Here is a 20,431-nt window from a genome sequence, read left to right on the forward strand (position 1 = left end):
TGGCGTGAAACAACAATATTTCGCTGTAACAGCTAAGTATGCTGAAGCTGTGTTAAAGGGGTCTTGTTGTCACTAACACTTCGCTGGCTTCGCTGGCGGCTCATGCACGGATGTCTTGCAAAACAACAAATTACAGGACGAAAACATGCGAGCTTTTACATTAAGTTACCGTAGTATGCTGCTTGGCGTGCTGCTGTTTATTACCCCACAGGCGCTGGCCGACGTTATCTTACATGCCTTTGACTGGCACTATAACGAGGTTGCCAACCGGGCAGAAGAAATTAAGAATCTTGGTTACAAAGCAGTACTGGTTGCCCCGCCGTTAAAGTCGAATGCCGGCAACTGCGCCTGGTGGCAACGTTATCAGCCACAGGATATCCGGGTAATTGACCACTGCAAAGGCAATAAGCAGTCATTTCAGGCGATGATTAACGCCCTGAACGACAGTAACCCGGCCCGGCGGGTTGAGGTGTACGCTGATATTGTATTGAATCATATGGCTAATGAGCGCAATGGTGCCACCGACTTTCCCGGTCAGGCTGCGCTGAACAGTTATGGCAGTAACTCAACATACTGGAATAACCAGCTTTTATTCGGCAATTTAACTCAGGGTTTATTCAGCCCCTGGGATTTTAACCCGGCCAATTGTATTCAGAATTATAACGATGTCTGGCAGGTGCAGAACTGGCGGTTATGTGGCGGCGGTGGCGACACCGGCTTGCCCGATTTAAACCCCAACAGCTGGGTGGTACAACAGCAACGGGCTTACTTACAGGCTTTGAAAAACATGGGGGTGAAAGGGTTCAGAGTTGATGCAGCCAAACATATGACTATCTGGCATATTAACCAAATCTTCACCAGTACGATCAAAAACGGCATGTATGTGTTTGGTGAAATAATTACCAGTGGCGGCGCCGGCAATAACGAATACAACAGTTATCTGGCACCCTATTTACAGTATACCGACCATAAAGCTTATGACTTTCCATTATTCGAAAGCCTGCGCCGGGCCTTTAATCCCAGTGGCAGCATGAATGAGCTGGTCGATCCGGGGGCCTATGGCCAGGCATTGGCCAATAGCCGGGCGGTTACCTTTACCATTACTCACGATATTCCAACCAATGATGGCTTTCGTTATCTGATCATGGACCCGACTGACGAATATCTGGCTTATGCTTATGTGATGGGCCGCGATGGCGGAAAACCGCTGGTATTCAGTGACAGCACCGGCACCGATAATAATCGCTGGGTCAATGCGTATCGTGCAACATTTATGCAGCGGATGATCAGCTTTCATAACCGGATGCAGGGTCAGGGTATGGAGGTACTGGCATCCAGTAACTGCGCTATTTTATTCCGGCGTGGTCAGGAGGGCGTAGTGGGCATTAACAAGTGTGGAGGTCAGGTCACATTTAACGTGAATACCAACGGCCGTTTTTATTGGTACCGAACTTACCGTGATGCATTAAGTGGCGCTGCAACCTTCAGTATTGGGGGCAGTAATCATGGCTTCAGCATTCCGGCCCGTCAGGCCAGAATGTGGTATGCCGACTGATTTTTAGCGGAATAATGACTGGGCTTTTTTTATGCGCTGTGGCAGGCTGAGGATACTAAATTCAGGAGCTGTCGATGAAGAAAGCCTTTGTTCCCGCTAGCCGGTTCACGTTATTTTCTGCAGTTATTGCCATTTGCCTCAGTGCCTGCACTGATCCCGGCCCCGATGCCAGTCAGCAACAACTTATTGCCAGCCTGACAGAGCCAGAACGTAAGCTGTTTGAGCATGGCCAGCTAAAGGCGTACAGCTGCGCAGCGTGTCATGGTCGCAATGGTATCTCCAGCCACCCAAACTATCCCAGCCTGGCTGGCCGCTCTGCCAACGAACTAAGCGCGGCGTTAACCGCTTATCGCGGTGGCGAGCGCAAGCATGCTCTGATGACCCCGCAGGCCCGTGGCCTGAATGATGCCGATATTAATGCGCTGGCTTACTATTTTTCATTGCAGCTGCCAGCAGCCTCTGCTGCAACGCAAGCTGACTAATATTGCTGCTTGCACAACGTCAGATATAAAAAAGGGCAGCCACTGGCTGCCCTGATATCCACTTAACGCTGTCACATGTGAATTACTTCGCGTCGCCTATGGTCATCTGGCTTTGCATTACCACTCCCTGCTTATCAATATCCAGATTGGCCTGCACCTGCATATTCATGTCGGTCAATGAACTGAACTCTGCCGGTACTGGCTGGCCACTGGCCTGCATTGCTTGCTGCATGATGCCAAAAAACCGCGCGTAATCCATACCAAAACTTAACAAGCCATTTTTCTCAATGGCCTGCTGCAGTATCGCATTAGCCTGAGCCGTGCCTTTATCGCCGGCATACACCACCAGATGCGAGTCACTGACCTGCAGCATCGGTGTTACCCCAAACGCATCCAGCATCGGCAGCACGGTGTTCAGCGGCAGCTCTTCACCATCGGCTGGCAGCGTTATTTCCGCCATACCCGGTACCATCGCTTTTAACCCTTCCAGATAACTGCGGGCATTTTTCGCTGTCACGCTTAGCATGGCATCAACCGCTGTTGGCTGCATGGTGTTTGGATCCATTGCCAGGTTATTAATTGTAACCGATGTGCCCTGCACGCTATGCACCATGGCGCCAGCAGCCAGCATCGCCATTGGGTTAGCCTGCTGCATCTTTTGCTGCAATTCTGCCAGTTGCGCGCACTGATACGCCGGCTGGGTTACACCACGCCATAGTTTGGTAACCGCTGGCGCAAACTCGGTCATATCCAGCCCCAGGGCAAAGCTGAACAGTGATTGATTGCCGCCTTGTGCAATATGGTCAGGAACAAAGCCGCGGATGCTGCTCAGCGTATTAATGGTGTCTTTATTGGTGGTTGGAAGCAGCATTTTACCGCGTACATGAGTTGGCTGGCCCGCTTTGCTGGTAATGTTGCTGTCGAAATACATACCTGGCCAGCTGCTGGTAATACTGCTGAGATCCTGCTGACACTCGGCACTGCGCCATGGCTCCATCGCTGCAACAAACTGTGGGCTGGCCAGCAGCTGAATATCGTTTGCCAGACGGTTGCCATCGGTAGTTGTCAGGCCGGTAACCAGTTGCTGAAAGCTGATAAAACCAATGGCATTAGGGTTTAATTTATAGTTTGCCGCCATATTGGCAAACTGATTATCACTGAGAATGCTGCGTTCTGGTTTGGCTGCCATTAAAGCCAGCTGGCGGGTTTCTTCACCCTGAGTAGACAATACCAGGGCCATGTTGCCCCAGCCATCTGTTACTGACACTAACAGCTCTGCGCTGTACTCGCCAAAGCTGAACGCGTATGAGCGAAAACCACCATTAGCTCCCGGCATCGCGGTATGGCTTATACCGCTTTCTTCTTCGGCACGGTCGAATAACTGCCAGAATGCCGCTTCATTTGCCAGCTCAATCCGCACCACCGGCGCCAGGCCAAGCATGTAGCTTAGTGAACGCACCTGCGGCTTAATACCGGTTATTACTGCTAACTGCTCTGGCTGCGCCAGTGCCCGCATATATTCTTTGGCCAGGCTCAGCACAAAACGCAACTGTGGCTCTTCGGTATCAGCGGCAAGCTCCGCTAACTGCTGCTGACTGGCTTCGCTGTAATAATCGGGGCTTAAACCAAACGCATTCAAATAAGCGATAAAATCTACCGGCTCCAGCTGCGCTGATAAAAATACCGTGTCGGCCGGCACAAACTCCAGTTCAGCATGATCAACTACCAGGCTTTCTGTGCCGGTGAGCTTGATATAACCATAAATAGCGCCGGCAATAATGGCCAACGCAACGAGTAACTTACGCATCACTGTCTCCTTGCTATTGTTATTAAATCCTCAACTCATCGATATTACATTCTTAACTGCTTAATAACAATCTTGCCGCAGCAGCTTTTCATTGCAGAACCGGGTTTAGCTGGCTTGGCCGGCTTAGTCGTCACTCGAGAACAACGCCAGCAAATCTGCGGCCTCACCCTGCCAGACCTGGCCTTTGGTGCCGCCCAGCAACTGGTCGGCCAACCCCTGTTTAAAACTCTGTAATTGTTGAACTTTTTCTTCAACAGTGTTGCGGGCAATCAGTTTGTAGACAAACACCGCTTTGTCCTGGCCAATCCGGTGTGCCCGATCCGTTGCCTGCTGTTCCGCGGCCGGGTTCCACCAGGGATCATAATGAATCACGGTATCGGCTGCAGTCAGGTTTAAGCCGGTACCACCGGCTTTCAGACTGATTAAAAACACTTCGGTTTCGCCATTCTGAAAAGCATCAATCTGGGTCTGACGCTGTTTAGTCTGGCCGGTCAGCTTGCTGTAGCTGATCCCCATAAATTGCAGTTCCTGCTCGATAAGATGCAGCATACTGGCAAACTGACTGAACAACAGAATGCGCCGGCCCTCTTCCAGCATTTCGGGCAGGGTATCACGCAGCCATTGCAATTTTGCGTTATGGCGCACACTTTGTGCCTGCTCTATCGGTACCAGCCGGGCATCACAACACACCTGGCGCAGCTTTAACAAGGCGTCCAGAAACTCAATCTGACTGGCAGCCACGCCTTTGCGGACAAACAGCTCCCGTACTTTGGTTTCCATAATCAGGCGGATACTTTCATACAGGTTGCGCTGGTCAGCTTCCAGTTCCAGCAACTGAATTATTTCGGTTTTTTCCGGCAGTTCAGTTGCTACCTGGCCTTTAGTGCGCCGCAGCATAAAGGGGGCAATTTTCTGGCGTAGCACTCGTGCCCGCTCTGTGTCAGCATGCTTCTCGATGGGCTTGCGATACACCTGGCTAAAATGCTGCTCAGTACCCAGCAAACCCGGCAGCACAAAATCAAACAACGATTTTAATTCACCCAGATGGTTTTCCAGCGGCGTACCGGTCAATGCCAGGCTGAAGTCGCGATGCAAGGCCCGGACACTTTGCGCCGCCTGACTACCGGCATTTTTAATATGCTGCGCTTCGTCCAGCACCACTACACTGAAACGATGCTGCCGGTACAGGGCAATGTCGCGTACCAGTAACGGATAGCTGGTCACAATCAGCTGATAATCAGCCAGCTGTTCAAACAGCGGCCGGCGTTTCGGGCCATATACCTGCAATACTTTTAAATCAGGAGTAAAGCGACGCGCCTCCTGCTGCCAGTTGCCCAATAGGCTGGTGGGGCAGACAATTAACGCCGGCTGCTGCAGCTCACCCTGCTGATATTGTTTTAAGATAAAGCTGAGGGTTTGCAGGGTTTTACCCAGGCCCATGTCATCAGCCAGCACGCCACCCAGGCCATATTGTTTTAAAAAGCTCAGCCAGTTTAAGCCCTGTTGCTGATAAGCGCGCAGGGTAGCCTGCAGGTTTTCCGGAAGTGTAACATCGGTAATGCCGCTGAAATTATGCAGTTGCTGGTTCAGGCTGGCGAGGCGGTTGGCATTTAAGTACTGGATTTCTGCAGCGCCGGGCGGGGGTAGTATTGCTGCCTTGTAATCGGGTAATTCAAGAGTCAACGGCGCTTTGTGCATATTCAGCAGCTCGACAATAGTATCAATAAGCGGCTGTATTAAGGTCATTGGCAGCGCCAGTTTGCCCTGAGGCAAGCTGAGCCAGATTTGCTGGTTATCCCCGGGCAGGCCGTTCTGGCGCAGCCACTGACTAATAAGTGGTAGCAGTGGCACCTGCTGGCCGTCAATATCCACCTGGATCCCCAGTTCAAAGCCGCTCTGCTTGCCATCTTTTACTTGCAAATACGGGGTTGCAGCCAGAATATCCAGATTAAAATCGCTGGCCTGTTCTACCAGCCAGCCGTCATCGCGCAAACTGTCCAGCTGCTGCAGTAACGGTTGCCACAGTTCCGGGTTGTCGGGGCCTTCACCAACCCCAAAAGCGGCCTGTTGGCTATGCGGCTCAGGTAACGGTGGCAGGCTATGTAACTCGAGCTCCAGTAACACTTCCAGCGCTGCCGTTTCACTGGCGCGGTGTCTTTTAACAAAATAGGTTCTTGAGCCTTGCTGCACCTCCGTTTGCGATGCCTGTAAATCCAACGGTAGCCGCTGCTTGTCATAATCAAAACTGAGTAAGGCGACCGGCTCCTGCCGGCCTTTACTGTGACGCGGTAACATTTTTAATTGCAGAACTGGTGTTGGCGTGACGTTAATTTGCTCAACGCCTAACCCTTCAGGCATTGGCAGGCTTATTTTCGGCAATAGCTGCTGCAAGCGGCCCAACCGGCTTTGCAGCAGAGCGGCGGGTGCTGGTGGCATTTTCGATAACAGCTTTAATTCACGGCCACTCAGGGGGGTGTTGAGCCGCCCCAACTGATAACTATCGGTATCCAGGTAACAGGGCGGATCGGTAAACACCAGTACGCTGCTGTGATCATCGCCGATGCGCCAGCCTAATTGCTGGCCGGCCTTGCTGTTATGCCAGCTTAATTCCAGTGCCCGCGGCTCGCCCCAGCTTAGCGGGTAACGTGCTTCACTGAACATACAACGCTCTGTCGCCAGCAACTGTTGTAGTAGCTGATAGCCCCAGTTGTCTTCCAGTACCGATTGTTCAGCCAGGTTATGGCTGCGAAACAGGGTTAACAGTTGGTAGTCACTTTCACTTAGCCAGGCCGGTGGCTGCGGACTGACTAAATCGTACTTACCAATGGCCTGGCCCTTGGTAAAACCGCCTTTTTTCATCGGCCTTACCCGGCGCGGGTACAACTGCAGGCCAGCCTGGCCATAGCTCAGTAAGTACAACACCGTATCGCCACTGGCATCCCGGGCGGGTTGTTGTAGCTGCTCCAGTTCGTTAAACCAGTTATCCAGTTTCAGCTGTGGTAATTGCTTAATCCGCAATTGTTGCTGGGCATAATCACGCTTTAACCTTAGTAATACAGCCAGGATATGTTTGCAGCGATGGCCCACCGGGCAACTGCAGCTATCGCGAAGTGCCCAGCCATTGTCGGTCTGAGCCAGCACGATATTCTGTCGGTAAGGTGAAAAACCGGCGCCCCATACCTGAGCACTCACCTGACTTAAATCATCGTTATACTCCAGCTTAACCACTTTGCCAGCCTGTAGATACGCCCGGGCCCGGTGCAGGGTAGCGCTGTCAAACCATTGCAACAAGCGGTTTTCGTCAAGTGGGAAGGCGTGCTGATCAGTCGGGCTATTCAAAATAGTGTTAACTCTTGCTGAAATAACTTCTGGCAGCAGCGTCTTTGCTGCCGCCAACGAAAACCCCCATGCTAGCTTACTTTGACAGCAGACCAAAGCGTCTTTGCAACTTAGCGTCGGTTTTTCAACAAAATTGCTATTTAAAAATAATAGTCGAGGCTTAATTCCAGATAATCGTCCTGGCGCAGATTGTAGAGTACATCGCCGATGTCATCGGTCTGAAACAGCCAGGCATTCAGCCGCAGCCGCAGGCTGTTAGTCAGCCGCATTGACGCTTCCAGCCGGGCGCTGCGGCTGCTGCTGCGATCTAAATCCTGCAAGACACCAAACAGCACCTCGCTGCCGGCTATATCATTCAGGGCCAGCCGCCAGCCAATAAACATATCGTTCTGGCCGGTAACCGGCGCCTGTAAGCCGCGGCTGTCGTATTGATACTCCGCTATCCAGCCAAGATCCCAGCTTTGGTTAAATACCCCAACCCTGGTGTATTCAAAGCCGGCGGTGGCGGCAGCAAATTCCTGCGGGCCACTGCGCCGGTAAATGGTTTCCAGTTTCCATAACCAGTCACCGGCTACATACTGAGTATCAAGGCCAAGTTGCTGCATCTGAAAGTAATAAGGCTGCAGACGCTGAGTTACAGGCTGCAGGATTAACAACGGCTCGCGGCTATTGCCGGCAAAATAGCTTAACCCCAGATCAAGCGAGCTGAAGCGTTGTGACCAGCGCAAGGCAACATCGAGATTGTTGCGCTCGTCAGTCGATTCATATATCGCAATATCATGCTCAACCGGCCAGGGAGTGGTCAGCCGGCCGGCCGGATCGGCAAACAGCCGTTCCCGGAAATAGGGTAGTAAATACAGCTCCAGAGTACCGGCGCTGTTCCAGCCTTTAAAACTGAGCATTGGCTGGCCGAGCCGGGTTTCCATATCGACGCCGCCAACCATATCCACCTGGTTTATCACGTCTACCAGTCGCTGCGACTCACTGACACCCCAGAATATGATGTCATTGCCGGCTTTCACCTCCCAGTTACGGCCGGCATAGCGCCAGTATGCCTGGCGCAAATCCAGCAGGTTGCTGGCGCTGTCACGCTGGTGCCAACGTAAAAACGGGGTAAACTGAAAACTATGAACACCATCCTCATCCTGCCACGACCAGTCTGACAGCAAACTCAGCAGGGTGTGGGCACGTGCCTGACCAACGGCACCGGTTTCGGCAAAATAACGTTGCTGGGCAGTCAATTGATGTTGCTGACGCAGACTAAAGCCTGCGGCGGGCCCGACACCCGGTGCCGGGCTTGAGGTGTCAACATCAGCTTGTTGCTCCTGAGGTGCTGCTGGTTGCGCTGCAACGCTGGCAGGTGCAGCCGTATCGGCAGGCCCGGCCACAGGCGTTGTTGCCGGTGCAGGCTTTGCTGTAGCCTGAGCCGCAGGCTTGACAGCCACCTTAGCAGCGTCTGTTTTAGCCGGTGACACGGCAGTTGCCACTTGTCCTCTTATAGCCTGATAAAACCAGACTCTGGCGACAGCAGCGTCGTTAGCCAGCATCTTACTGCGGCTGGGAACCTGCAATACAGTGCCGGCCCGTAACTTATTAATATCACCGTCTACAAAAGCTGCCGGGTTGGCCTGCCACAACGCATAAATCACTTGCGGCATGCTAACTGCGTCATCCGGCCTGGCCTGCACAGCAAGCCGCCATAAGGTGTCGGTTTTTGTAACCGGGCCGAGTTCTGCAGCCAGACCGGCAGCACTAATTGTCATCGCAGTCAGCAGCAGTACTGGCAATACGGTCCGTTGCAATAACTGATGTAACAGCGTTTTCATACTACCTCGGTATGGTTGGCGCTTGCTGTCAACGCAGGCGATCCAGGATATTAACATCAAAATCCGCTGCGCTGCGGCCAACATTAAACTGCAGCTCCTCTACCACCAGATCGGTGCTTTTACCGGTCTGATGGTTTTGCATTTTCAGCAGCATCGGCCGCCAGTATTTATCCAGAAATAATTTGTAGTCGCTGGCCGTCAGGGTTTTCAGTAAGCTTTGTTTTTTATCATAAAACTCTATTTTCTGTACCCGGTAATGTTCTTTGTCTACCCAGGCAATCGTTTTACTGTAACCGGAAAATTTATCAGCAGGGATCCGTTCAATCACATAACACATTACCCCGTTTACTTCCTCATCCCGTAAATAGCGAAAATGGTATTTTTCCAGTTCAAACGACGCCATATCTTCGTAGGCAAATTCGCTGGCCATAAAAGGCCCCGATTTATTGCGACTGGCTATCCGGCGGGTCCGGTTTATCGCCGGCAGAAACAGCCACTGGTCGTCTTCCGCAGTGGGGTGGGAATGGCTTAAAAAAGCCGAGCCGCGCACATCCCGCGGTTCGTCAAAAATGATCAGTGATTTATCACCATCGTCCGGCACCTCCAGCGCCAGGGTGCGCATCCGCCGGATACTTTCACTGCCACTGGCATCGCGCAGGATCATCAGCACGTTGCTTTCACTGTCACCCCAGCCGGTGTCACGCTTTTTCTGCTCGGTGGCTATCTGCAGCCCTTTTTCTTCGTCTGCTGCAGCGCCGGCCGGCATAGCCAGCAGGCTTACAACCAGTAACACTATGCCCGTAATGCCGGGGTTAAGCTGTAGCATATGTTTTATACTCCTTTGCATCAAATTTCAGCAGGCAGGCCGGTAAGTACAGAAAATCGATAATCAGGGCCACCAGGATCACCAGCGCGGTTAACATACCCATGTCCGAATTCAGCCGGAATCCGGAAAGCATTAATACCGCAAAACCGGTAACGAGTACCATAGTGGTGATCCACAACGCCCGCCCTACCGTGCTAAAAGCATAGCGTATTGCCGGCTCTGTTGCCTGCCCTTCTATTCTGGCCGCGCGGTACTTACTGAGAAAGTGCACGGTATCATCGACAATGATGCCAAGGCTCATGCCGGCAACTACCGACAAAGCAAGATTAATTTCACCGCTGATCAGCCCCCACAAGCCGAATGCAACTAACGCCGGTGTAATATTAGGAATAAGGCTAAGCAGCCCCAGCCGCCAGGATCGTAAACTGAATACCAGCAGTAATGAAATCAGTACCAGTGCCAGTGGCAACGTTTGCAGCATTGACGCCATATTGCGCTCGCCAATATGGGCGAACATCAGGGCGGTACTGGCAGCACTGGCCGAATAGGCACCAGCATGCTCAGCCAGGTAAGCTAATGCCCGGCTTTCAAAGGCCGTTAACTGTTTACTGCCCAGATTCTGCAAACTGACGGCAACCTTGGTAGCACTTTTATCCAGATTTAACTGGTTATTCAAATCCAGACCAAAGGGCAATGACATTTCATACATCAGCAGATACTGGGCTGCCTGCTCTGGTGTTTCCGGCAACCGGTAATAGGCCGGGTCGTCCTGATGCATATTCTTATTCAGCCGCTTGATGGTGTCGGTAATACTGTTAACATGCTGCACTTCCGGCTGTTTTTGCAGCCAGCTGGTAAAACCGGCTACCGCCGCTAAAAACTCCGGCTGATTAACCGCACCGGCTTTATCGCCGGCGAGCACAAAATCGACTGTGGTGGCCCCCGTCAGGTTCTGTTCCAGAAAATCATTGGCCTGACGAAATTCAGTATCGGCAGCAAAATACTTTACTGCTTCATCATTAATGGTGTTTAGGGTGATCAGGCTACTACAGCCGATAATCAGTATGCTCATACCCCAAAACAACGGCTGTTGCCGGCGGATCACCATATTGGCCAGCCATAACATGGTTGGATCAGCACTGCCGGCAGTATTATCAGCGTGCCGGCCGGCACTAACCGGCAAAAATAATAACAAAGCCGGCAGTAATATCAGGCTGAACAGGCACGCCAGCATCACCCCTACCGCAGTCATATTGCCTAAATCGCGCAATATCGGCACGTCAGAGAAATTCAGAGTTAAAAAACCAATAGCCGTGGTGGCGCTGGTAATAAATACCGGCATAGTATTGCGCTTCAAACTGTACTGTACCGCCTGTAACCGGCTGTCACCGCGGCGCAGAGCAAATTGCATAGAGGCTATTAAATGCACCGAATCTGCCACTGCCAACGTCATCAATATAGTGGGCACGTTAACAGTAGCCGTGCTTAAGAACAGGCCAGCCCAGCCGGCCAACCCCAGGGTGCTGATCACTGTTACAACAATAATTATCAGGGTCGCCAGCGAGGCCAGTACTGATCGCAGCAACCAGGCCAGCATAATTAAAATAGCGGCAAACATTATTGGGATCAGGGTTTTAACGTCGTTTTCAGCTTCATAGGCAAAAGCATGATTCATTGCTACCACCCCACTGACATAAAATTCAGTAGCGGGGTGCGACGCCTCAAAAGTTTGCAGCATGTCAGAGACCGCCTGCCACACTTCTTTAACTTCCTGCTGCAGATTATCTTCCGGTAGCTGCAGGGTAATATTAATTGCAGTAACTGCACCGTCTGCCGACACCAGTCGCTTTACCAGCACCGGTTCATTCAGGGCAACTGCAGCAATTTTTTCCAGCTCAGGACTGGTCAGTACCAGATCTTCCGCCACCAGATCGGCAACCCATAAATCATCGTCTATCGCTTCGGTATGCTGATAATTACTGAGGGAATCTACCCGGATCGAATATGGCGTTTGCCAGGCAGCCTCGGTTAATTGTCTGACGAGATCAAGGGTATCGGCACTGAATACCTGCTTACTGGCGGGTGCGATAGCAATCAGAATATTGTCGCTTTTATTAAACTGTTGCTGCATTTGCTCAAAGGCCAGCAGCTGCGGATTATCTTCAGTGAAAAATATCCGGTAGTCGCCCCTGAAATACAAGTTGCCAATGCCTATGGCGCTACCAGCAATCAGTAGCAGGCACAGCACTGTAACAAGTCGCGGATAAGCCAGAATATGCTGCAGCCAGCGCTGAATCATCTGTTGTTACCTTAGGTTGAGTGTAACGGTATACCGGTTTGCCTCTCAGCTTAGCAGGCAATTGGCTAAGCAGGGAATAACCACCTGTATTGATATTGCTTTTTAGATATAAGGCCAGCAAAGCTTGCAATAAATTAACACTATGCTAAACATAATGCAGTATTTAAGTAAACTATTGGAGACAGGATGTCACTGGCTGTTATTTACAGCCGGGCCCGCCATGGCCTGGATGCCCCACTGGTTACTGTTGAAGTGCATATCAGCAATGGTTTACCTGCGTTTCAACTGGTAGGCCTGCCTGAAACCTCAGTAAAAGAATCACGTGATAGGGTGCGCAGCGCCATGGTAAACAGTGGTTTTGCTTTTCCCGACCGAAAAATTACGGTGAATCTGGCACCGGCCGATTTGCCCAAGGAAGGCGGCCGCTTTGACCTACCAATAGCACTGGGGATTATAGTAGCCAGCGGCCAGCTGAATGAGCACAGCACCGGTAACTATGAGTTTTATGGCGAGCTGGCGTTATCAGGCGAGATACGGCCGATACTCGGTGAGATCCCGGTGGCCGTGGCCTGCCGCGATGCCGGCAGGGCAGCGCTGATGCCGATGTTAAATGCGCAACAAGCACAGCAGGTTCCCAAAGCCAAAATCCACGGGGCTGAGCACTTACTGCAAGTCCACAGTTTTTTACTGGCCCAGCAGGCGCTGCCAGCCATTCCGCCTTTACCAGAGCGTCCGATGCAGCACCATGCTGATTTAGCCGATGTGCGGGGCCAGGGCCATGCCAAACGGGTGCTGGAAATCGCTGCAGCCGGCGAGCATAACATGTTAATGCTGGGACCGGCCGGTACCGGCAAATCGATGCTGGCCCAGCGGCTGCCCGGCATTTTACCCCCATTAACAGAGCAGGAGGCATTGGCTACGGCAGCAATTTACTCAATAGCCGGTTTGCAACGTAACCTGACCGACTGGCAGCAGCGGCCCTTTCGCAGCCCGCACCACACCAGCTCTGCTGTAGCGCTGGTTGGTGGTGGTTCAGTGCCACGGCCCGGTGAAATTTCCCTTGCCCATCATGGCATCCTGTTTTTAGATGAGTTGCCCGAGTTCCCCCGCAAGGTACTGGATGTGCTGCGGGAGCCACTGGAAACCGGCATAGTCCATATCTCACGCGCTGCCCGCCAGGCTGAATTTCCGGCCTTGTTTCAGTTAGTGGCGGCACTTAATCCCAGCCCAACCGGCCACCATGAGGATGGCCGCGCCACACCTGAGCAGGTAATGCGTTATTTAAACCGCTTGTCGGGGCCTTTTATTGACCGGATTGAATTACAGATAGAGGTGCCATTGCTACCCAAAGGCATGCTAAGCCAGCAACATAGCACAGAGGAAAGCAGCGCCAGTGTCAAACAGCGGGTGGTGGCGGCCCGTGATATTCAGCTGGCCCGCCAGGGTAAAGCAAATGCCCGGCTAAGTGGCAGCGAAATAGCCGACTTCTGCCCGTTAAAGCAGGACGATGCTCGTTTTCTGGAGGACACCATTCACCGCTTTAAGCTGTCGGCCCGCACTTACCATAAAATTATTAAAGTAGCGCGCACCATTGCCGACTTACAGCAGCAAACCAACATCAGCCGCGCTCATCTGATGGAAGCACTTAGCTACCGCGCGCTGGAGCGGCTGCTGAGCTATCTGAAAACCTAAACCAGTTTCCAGTTAAGGGTTTCACCGGCATAAAACGGCACTATCGGGTTATTATTTGGCAAGGTGATTTCAGCCGGCACCTGCCAGGGTTGTTTCTGCAGGGTTACCGTACCTTTGTTACGGGGCAGCCCATAAAAATCGGCGCCATAATGGCTGGCAAAGCCTTCCAGTTTATCCAGACAACCCAGCTCGTCGAACACCTGAGCATACAACTCTATGGCGCTGTGCGCGCTGTAACAACCGGCACAGCCGCAGGCAGATTCTTTGCGGTGCTTTTCGTGTGGCGCTGAATCAGTACCGAGGAAAAACTTATTGGAACCACTGGCTACCGCGGCCCGCAAAGCCTCCTGATGGGTGCGACGCTTTAGCACCGGTAAACAATAGTTATGAGGCCGTACGCCGCCTACCAGTAAATCGTTGCGATTCAGCAATAAATGCTGCGGCGTAATAGTAGCGGCCACATTGCTGCCTGCCTCGCTGACAAAACTGGCGGCATCAGCAGTGGTAATGTGTTCGAACACCACTTTTAACTGCGGCAGGCGGGCAACAATATGCTGCAGGTAGCGGTCTATAAATACTTTTTCCCGATCAAAAATATCAATGTCGTGGTCAGTTACCTCACCATGCACCAGCAGCAGCATGCCTTGCTCGGCCATAGCCTCGAATACCGAATACAATGAATCGAGCGCACTGACTGCTGCAGTAGAGTTGGTTGTAGCGCCGGCCGGGTATAACTTTGCCGCGACAACCCCGGCGGCTTTGGCGTCAATAATTTGCTGGCGACTGGTTTTATCGGTTAAAAACAGCGTTAGCAGTGGTTGAAAGTTACTGCCGGCCGGCCGGGCAGCCAGGATCCGTTCGCGATACGCAATGGCCATATCAGCCGTGGTTACCGGCGGCACCAGGTTTGGCATAACGATGGCACGGGCAAACTGGCGTGCCGTAGCGGGTACCGTTTCCAGCAGCATATCGCCATCACGAAAATGCAAATGCCAGTCGTCAGGGGTTTGAATGGTTAATTGGCTCATCAGCAGCTCCGGGCGGGTCAGAAAAGATGGCCGTTATAATAGCAAGTAATCAGCATTGGTGAAATCGACCCGTGCCGGAAATAACCAAGGCTGCGCGGTTTTAATTGTGCCAGCGGTTTAAAACGGCCCCCGCTGTTTGCTACACTGGCCACAGATAACACGGCAGCCATAACAAGGGTGTCATAAACAGGAGTTAACAGCATGTCTGATTTTGATTCTGAGCTGGATTTTGATTTAAACAACCTTGATTTTGATGGTGCTGAAGCTGCACTGGCTAAGCAGCAGGCAGAAGCTGAAGCGAGGGCTGCAGAGCCTCAGTTTGGTGACGATGATGATGAATGTAGCGGCGGCGCCTGTAAAATTTAGTATTTACTGCTGATAAGCGCTTATACTGTCAGAAAATTGCCTCTGGATAACAGTATGAAAAAAACCCGTATTATCACCACTGATGACATTTTGCTAACCTTGTGTCAGGCCGTAAATGGCGTGCTGGCTGCGGCCGGCAACCCGGCTGTTAACCATTCGCCAATGGTTCAGAAGATTCAGAAAACCTGTCTGCGCCCCGATCTCGGCTGCTTTGTATTGTTCGATGGCGGCTTTTCCGGCCTGGTCATTATTAACTTTACGGCCCCGGCAGCCCTGGAAATTTACCGGAAATATATGATGAGCATGGGCATGCCGGAAAATGAGCTGGCCCAGTTTCACACCTCAGACGAGGTTGGCAATGTGATGGGCGAGCTAATGAACCAGATCGTCGGTGATTTTACCAACAAAGTGCGCCAGGATTTACACACCTCAATTAACCAGAGCCAGCCGAAAATGATGGCGATTAATAAGCAGGTACAAATTCTGATTAATACTCAGCTTGACCAACCCCAGGCCCGCCGGGTTACCTTCAGTACGCCGGAACATAATATTTTTTATATGGAGCTGGCGATGGATAAAACCGAGTTTATTCAGTTACAGGAGTTTGAACCGGCAGAGCAGGAAAACCCGGACGATATTCTGGCCAATGCCCAACAATACCGCCAGGAGAATACGGTCGATATTGAACCGGAAGTCGACGACGATTTCCTGAAAAACCTCGGTTTCTGATAGCCGTTATCGCCGGGCCAGGGTAACAACAGCCTGGCAGCTAGCTAATCCCGGGCAGCGGATAACCCCTGATGACCAAACTGACGCCATAGCTGGCTTACCCCAATAGCCAGCACCCCACCAAGCATTAACACTGAAAACGGCAGCGCATCGCCGGTATAAAACCATGCCAGTAAAGGCCCGGCCAGCGCGCCACTGCCAAAGCGCAGAGTGCCAATTACCGCAGTGGCGGTACCGCTGTTATCCGGAAACTGCATAATGATCATGGCATCAGCATTAGTAGCCATCAAACCGAGGCTGGCCATTAACGGTGCTACGGTAAACACCGTGTACCAGAGGCCCAGCCCCAGAAAATTAAAAACACTTAGCAAACCTGCGCAGCCCAGCGCCACTATCAAGCCAAAGCGCAACATCCGTTGTGGCCCGAAACGCACCACCAGCCGGCTATTCAACAAGTTGGCACTCATTAATGACAGCACATTAAAGCCGAACAACAGTGCAAATATCTGCTCGCTGACACCAAAATAGCCGATGTATACAAACGATACCGCAGTTAAAAAACAAAAAAACGCGAAAGAGGCAAACATGGAACTGGCAATGTCAGGCCAGGCGGCTTTGTGCCGGAATACTTTGATATAGCCACTGAAAAAAGCCGGCCGTTGCATGTCGCTATCGCTGCGGATCTCAGGTAAAAAGCGCCAGCAAAAACCAACCACCAGCATACCGTAACATGCCAGAAACAGAAAAATAGCCTGCCAGCTGGCCAGCCAGATAATGCCACTGCCCATAGCAGGCGCCACCAGCGGCGCCAGCATCATGATCATTGATACATAGGACATACCTTTGGCGGTATGTTGCTGGTACAGATGCCGGATAATCCCCGGCACCACCACAGAAGCAGCGGCACCTGCCAGCGCCTGCACCGCACGCCAGGCCAGAAACCACTCAATGCTGCTCGCCAGGCTCAGGGCAATACTGGCCAGAATAAAGCCGGTTAAACCAAATACCGCCAGCGGCCGGCGTCCCAGCATATCGGCCAGCGGCCCGAACAGCAGCATACCAATGCCATAAGCCGCCAGAAAGATACTCAGCGATTGCTGCACCAGGCCAATACTGGTAGCCAGCTCCGTTGCCATCATTGGCATAGCTGGCAGGTACATATCGATAGCCAGTGGTGTGGTGGCAACCACCGCTGCCAGCAGCATCAGTAACCAGACAGACGGCTCAGAACTTCTCATTACAGGTACTCTTAGCAGAAGAAAATTAACTTACCGGCAGCAATAGCTGCAAGCTGGCACCACCCAGCGTGCTGTCACCAATAATCAGTTTACCCTGATGCCATTGCACAATCCGCTGCACAATAGCCAGGCCCAGCCCAAAGCCACCTTCTTCCCGACTACGGCTTTGTTCCAGCCGCTGAAAGGGTTTAAGCACTTCCGCCCGGCGATCGGCCGGAATGCCCGGGCCATCATCGTTAACGCTAATCCGCCAGTAACCTTGCTGGGCCTTTACGTCTACAACAATACGATTTTTGGCATAACGCTTGGCATTGACCAGTAAATTTTGAATTGCCCGTTCCAGATAATGGGCATCACAGTAAAGCATCGATACAGGCGGTAACTGCAGCTCGATAGCAGCACCCGGCAACGGTGCCAGCTTTTCGGCAACGTTGTTAATTAACTCGGTCAAATCAACATGCTGAATTTTTAAATTCAGTTGATGGCTTTGCAATTTGGCATAATCGAGCATTTCATCAACCAGTTGCTGCAGCTCTCTGACGTCCTGCAGCATCAAACTCTTGTCGTTTTGTGGTAGCTCTGCCGCCATTTCCAGGGCAAATTTCAGCCGGGCAATTGGGGTGCGCAGCTCATGTGATACTGCATGCGTCATTTCCCGCTGCAACTCCAGCAACGAAATAATTTGCTGGCTCATTTGCTGAAAGCTGTCGGCTATTGGCGCAATAAATGAGCGGGCTGGCAGCTGTAATTCAGCCGGTTGCCCTCTGCCAAATCGCTGCAGGCCTTGCTGTAAAAAACGAATGTCGCGGGCAACCGGCCATAACCATAGTGCTACAGCTACCGCCAGTAAACTGAAAAACAAAATACTGAACCAGTCAAAACCAGAGCGCTCGTTTAATTGTAATGGGCCAACCAGCCATAACTGCTCATGCCTCAAACCATAAAAAAATACACTGTTGTCCTGAAATAAAGGTAATAAATGGTTTTGCTGCAGCAATTGCCACTCCTCAGGCTGCCAGCTTACGCTGTCAAGCGGCACAGCCTGATAGGGTAGCCCAAGATGGCTGGACCACTGCGCTTCAGGTAAGCGCATAACCAAGGCCATTTGCTCAGCCAGCGTGTCAACCAATGCCGGTGGCTGACCACCCTGAGCATATTGCCAAAGCTGGTCAACCGTCCAGCCGAGGCCAATAAGTACCAGAAATAAAAACAGATAAAAGTGCAGAAAGAGACGATGCATACTTACCAGGCATCAGCGACAAACAAATAACCCTTGCCCCAAACGGTTTTAATCCGGAACGGCACTTCGGCATTGTCGCCCAGCTTGCGTCTTAAATGCGATACCCGAACGTCCACGGTGCGGTCAAGACCATCGTATTCACGGCCAATAATCTGCTGATGAATAGCCTCCCGCTTCACGGTCTGCCCGGCATGCCGGGCCAACATCCACAACAAGTCAAATTCATAACTGGTCAGCTCTACCAGGTTTTTGTCAAACCAGGCTTCCCGTGACCGTTGCTTCAGCAGCAACCGGCCAAAAGCCAACTCCTGTTGCTCGGCTTGCGGGCTAACCTGAGTGCGGCGTAACAGGGCGTTAATCCGCGCCAGCAGCACCCGTGGTTCAACCGGCTTAATAACATAATCATCGGCGCCCAACTCCAGCCCCAGCACCTGGTCAATATCACTTTGCTTAGCGGTAAGCATTAACACCGGACCTTTATACCAGGGCCTTATTTGCCGGCAAACCCCAAAACCATCCAGCCCCGGCAGCATCAAATCGAGTACAATTAAATCAGGTTGAAATTGTTTACATTGCTCTGCAACCAGATCGCCCCGGCTTTGCTGCTGCACGCTAAAACCATGCTGCACCAGAAAACTTTGTACTAACCCGGCCAACCGGGCATCATCTTCCACTAACAGGATCTTAGCCATTAAAAAATACTCCATGCGCCCGAAATACGCCGACGTTTTACCGGCTGCCGGCTTAATACCTGCAATTCGGTACTCAATAATACCTGCTGCTGCTGCCGCAAGCTCAGCCAGCCCAGCCGCCAGTTAACCTGCTGCCGCCACTGACCACTGGTTGCTTCCTGCCAGCAGCGTTCTGCCTGTTCTGCCAGGTATAAACAAACTGTCCTTGGCGTGTCACTGAACCAGATCACCCGAAGTTCGGCTTCGCAGCCCTGCTCCAGTTTGTCGGCAACGCATACTATAGGGCTAACCTGCCAGCATAAAGGCTCAGCACATTTATCAGTGGCATCGTTAGCCATGCTGCTCTGGCAAACCAACAGCAGCATGGCGAGACAACTACGTAGCACCCACATTAGTAAAACCGGTAACTGACGCCACCAAACCAGGTTGTGACGTGATCAGAGCGAACCAGAGCGCTGTCTGTCATTGCGCTGTCAAGTTGTAAATAGCGGAGAAATACCAACACACTGAGCCGTTCTGTTAGTGGTTTGCTCCAGTTTAACCGAAGTTCTGCCTGCCAACTATCCCTACCCTGATATTCCTGACCCAACGGCACCTCTAATGCTGTCAGGCCATAATAGGTATCAATCAGCCGGGCGCTTTTCCAGTGAATTAATCCGGACAGTTGCCACTTTCCGTAAGGGCTTTGCCAACCCCGCCGCGCACCGGCACTGGCATACTGACCATTGTGCTGGCCGCTGACATCAGTCCAGTAGGACAGTTGCCAGAGGATATCGTTGCTAACCGTATCCAGTTGCAAGCCAACATCATAGGCGGTAGGCCTTTTGCTAACCTGACTGACAGCAACCTGAAACGGTGCCTGACGATCAACACTGCTACTGAATTGAGGCATGCTTAGGTTATTGGCTTCGAACTGCAGCAAATTGCCACTAAACCATTGCTGAAAGTAGCCTTTTTCCTGATTAAACTGACCAATAATACTTAGTTGAGTAGCATCGCTCAGTGCAATGCTGCTTCCCAGACGGCCATTGTCAAAAAACCAGTATTTACTGTAGTAATAAATGTCAGGTAACAACACTAAGTTAAGTTTTTTGCCACCATGCAGCGGATTGCTGCGCTGGCCATAGCCTAACGCCCAGCTTAAATACAGTTTTTGTTCGGTAATACAATCATCACCATGACAGCGGGACGCGCTGTCTGCTGCATAACTACAAAGCAAAAAACTGATTATTAATACTAATTTTATCGGCGTTTTATACACAACAGCTTACCTGTTACCAGTGACTGTTTAGTTTAGCAAGGTGCAGGCTTG

General features: G+C 51.8%; 16 protein-coding genes. 5 read left to right on the top strand and 11 right to left on the bottom strand.

Annotation, left to right across the window (positions count from 1 at the left end; translation table 11 throughout):
* Window positions 1–145 precede the first annotated feature (145 nt).
* Together KQY15_RS09250 and KQY15_RS09255 are read left to right on the top strand one after the other, a co-directional pair.
* Window positions 146–1,555: an alpha-amylase family protein gene (locus tag KQY15_RS09250; protein WP_217668900.1), complete on the top strand. Its 1,410-nt coding sequence runs from the start codon at window positions 146–148 to the stop codon at window positions 1,553–1,555.
* Window positions 1,556–1,629: 74 nt separating this feature from the next.
* The gene (locus tag KQY15_RS09255) at window positions 1,630–2,037 is read left to right on the top strand and encodes a c-type cytochrome (RefSeq protein ID WP_217668901.1); all 408 of its coding nucleotides are present in this window, start codon (window positions 1,630–1,632) and stop codon (window positions 2,035–2,037) included.
* A gap of 82 nt (window positions 2,038–2,119) precedes the next feature.
* Here the strand turns inward: KQY15_RS09255 and KQY15_RS09260 are convergent, their stop codons facing one another.
* The 5 genes from KQY15_RS09260 to KQY15_RS09280 form a co-directional block, all read right to left on the bottom strand.
* Window positions 2,120–3,844 (bottom strand): hypothetical protein, encoded by a 1,725-nt coding sequence (locus tag KQY15_RS09260; protein ID WP_217668902.1) that lies wholly within the window; start codon window positions 3,842–3,844, stop codon window positions 2,120–2,122.
* 123 nt (window positions 3,845–3,967) lie between these two features.
* Window positions 3,968–7,240, bottom strand: coding sequence for a DEAD/DEAH box helicase (locus tag KQY15_RS09265; RefSeq protein WP_254795570.1), 3,273 nt, complete (start codon window positions 7,238–7,240; stop codon window positions 3,968–3,970).
* Between the two features lie 83 nt (window positions 7,241–7,323).
* Entirely contained in the window at window positions 7,324–9,009 is a 1,686-nt protein-coding gene (locus KQY15_RS09270) for a type IV pilus assembly protein FimV (protein ID WP_217668903.1), read from the bottom strand.
* Window positions 9,010–9,037: 28 nt separating this feature from the next.
* Window positions 9,038–9,835 carry an outer membrane lipoprotein-sorting protein gene (locus KQY15_RS09275; protein WP_217668904.1) on the bottom strand — a complete coding sequence of 266 codons (798 nt, stop codon included), beginning with the start codon at window positions 9,833–9,835 and terminating at the stop codon, window positions 9,038–9,040.
* Window positions 9,822–12,134, bottom strand: a complete 2,313-nt coding sequence (locus tag KQY15_RS09280) for an efflux RND transporter permease subunit (protein ID WP_217668905.1) — start codon at window positions 12,132–12,134, stop codon at window positions 9,822–9,824. Before KQY15_RS09280 ends, KQY15_RS09275 begins: the two co-directional genes overlap by 14 nt.
* Before the next feature lie 186 nt (window positions 12,135–12,320).
* Here KQY15_RS09280 and KQY15_RS09285 point away from each other — a divergent pair, with 186 nt between their 5' ends.
* Window positions 12,321–13,826: a YifB family Mg chelatase-like AAA ATPase gene (locus KQY15_RS09285; protein ID WP_217668906.1), complete on the top strand. Its 1,506-nt coding sequence runs from the start codon at window positions 12,321–12,323 to the stop codon at window positions 13,824–13,826.
* Here the strand turns inward: KQY15_RS09285 and pyrC are convergent.
* On the bottom strand, window positions 13,823–14,854 hold the full coding sequence (gene pyrC, locus KQY15_RS09290) for a dihydroorotase (protein ID WP_217668907.1): 1,032 nt from the start codon (window positions 14,852–14,854) through the stop codon (window positions 13,823–13,825). The genes KQY15_RS09285 and pyrC overlap by 4 nt on opposite strands.
* Before the next feature lie 201 nt (window positions 14,855–15,055).
* Here pyrC and KQY15_RS09295 point away from each other — a divergent pair, with 201 nt between their 5' ends.
* Window positions 15,056–15,220: a hypothetical protein gene (locus KQY15_RS09295; RefSeq protein WP_217668908.1), complete on the top strand. Its 165-nt coding sequence runs from the start codon at window positions 15,056–15,058 to the stop codon at window positions 15,218–15,220.
* 54 nt (window positions 15,221–15,274) lie between these two features.
* Window positions 15,275–15,949 carry a DUF3334 family protein gene (locus KQY15_RS09300; protein ID WP_217668909.1) on the top strand — a complete coding sequence of 225 codons (675 nt, stop codon included), beginning with the start codon at window positions 15,275–15,277 and terminating at the stop codon, window positions 15,947–15,949.
* Between the two features lie 44 nt (window positions 15,950–15,993).
* Here the strand turns inward: KQY15_RS09300 and KQY15_RS09305 are convergent, their stop codons facing one another.
* The 5 genes from KQY15_RS09305 to KQY15_RS09325 are packed head-to-tail and all read right to left on the bottom strand — an operon-like array spanning window position 15,994 to window position 20,380.
* Window positions 15,994–17,187, bottom strand: coding sequence for a multidrug effflux MFS transporter (locus tag KQY15_RS09305; RefSeq protein WP_254795572.1), 1,194 nt, complete (start codon window positions 17,185–17,187; stop codon window positions 15,994–15,996).
* 25 nt (window positions 17,188–17,212) lie between these two features.
* A complete protein-coding gene (locus KQY15_RS09310; RefSeq protein WP_217668910.1) occupies window positions 17,213–18,427 on the bottom strand; it encodes an ATP-binding protein in 1,215 nt (404 codons plus the stop codon).
* A 2-nt stretch (window positions 18,428–18,429) separates the two neighbouring features.
* Window positions 18,430–19,119, bottom strand: coding sequence for a response regulator (locus KQY15_RS09315; protein ID WP_302850313.1), 690 nt, complete (start codon window positions 19,117–19,119; stop codon window positions 18,430–18,432).
* Window positions 19,119–19,511 (bottom strand): DUF3019 domain-containing protein, encoded by a 393-nt coding sequence (locus tag KQY15_RS09320; RefSeq protein WP_217668912.1) that lies wholly within the window; start codon window positions 19,509–19,511, stop codon window positions 19,119–19,121. The genes KQY15_RS09315 and KQY15_RS09320 overlap by 1 nt, the downstream gene beginning before the upstream one ends.
* On the bottom strand, window positions 19,511–20,380 hold the full coding sequence (locus KQY15_RS09325; RefSeq protein WP_217668913.1) for a MipA/OmpV family protein: 870 nt from the start codon (window positions 20,378–20,380) through the stop codon (window positions 19,511–19,513). The genes KQY15_RS09320 and KQY15_RS09325 overlap by 1 nt, the downstream gene beginning before the upstream one ends.
* Window positions 20,381–20,431 lie beyond the last annotated feature (51 nt).

Origin of the sequence: Arsukibacterium indicum (genome assembly GCF_019100565.1) — a bacterium.
In the GTDB taxonomy this organism is placed as follows: domain Bacteria; phylum Pseudomonadota; class Gammaproteobacteria; order Enterobacterales; family Alteromonadaceae; genus Alishewanella; species Alishewanella indicum.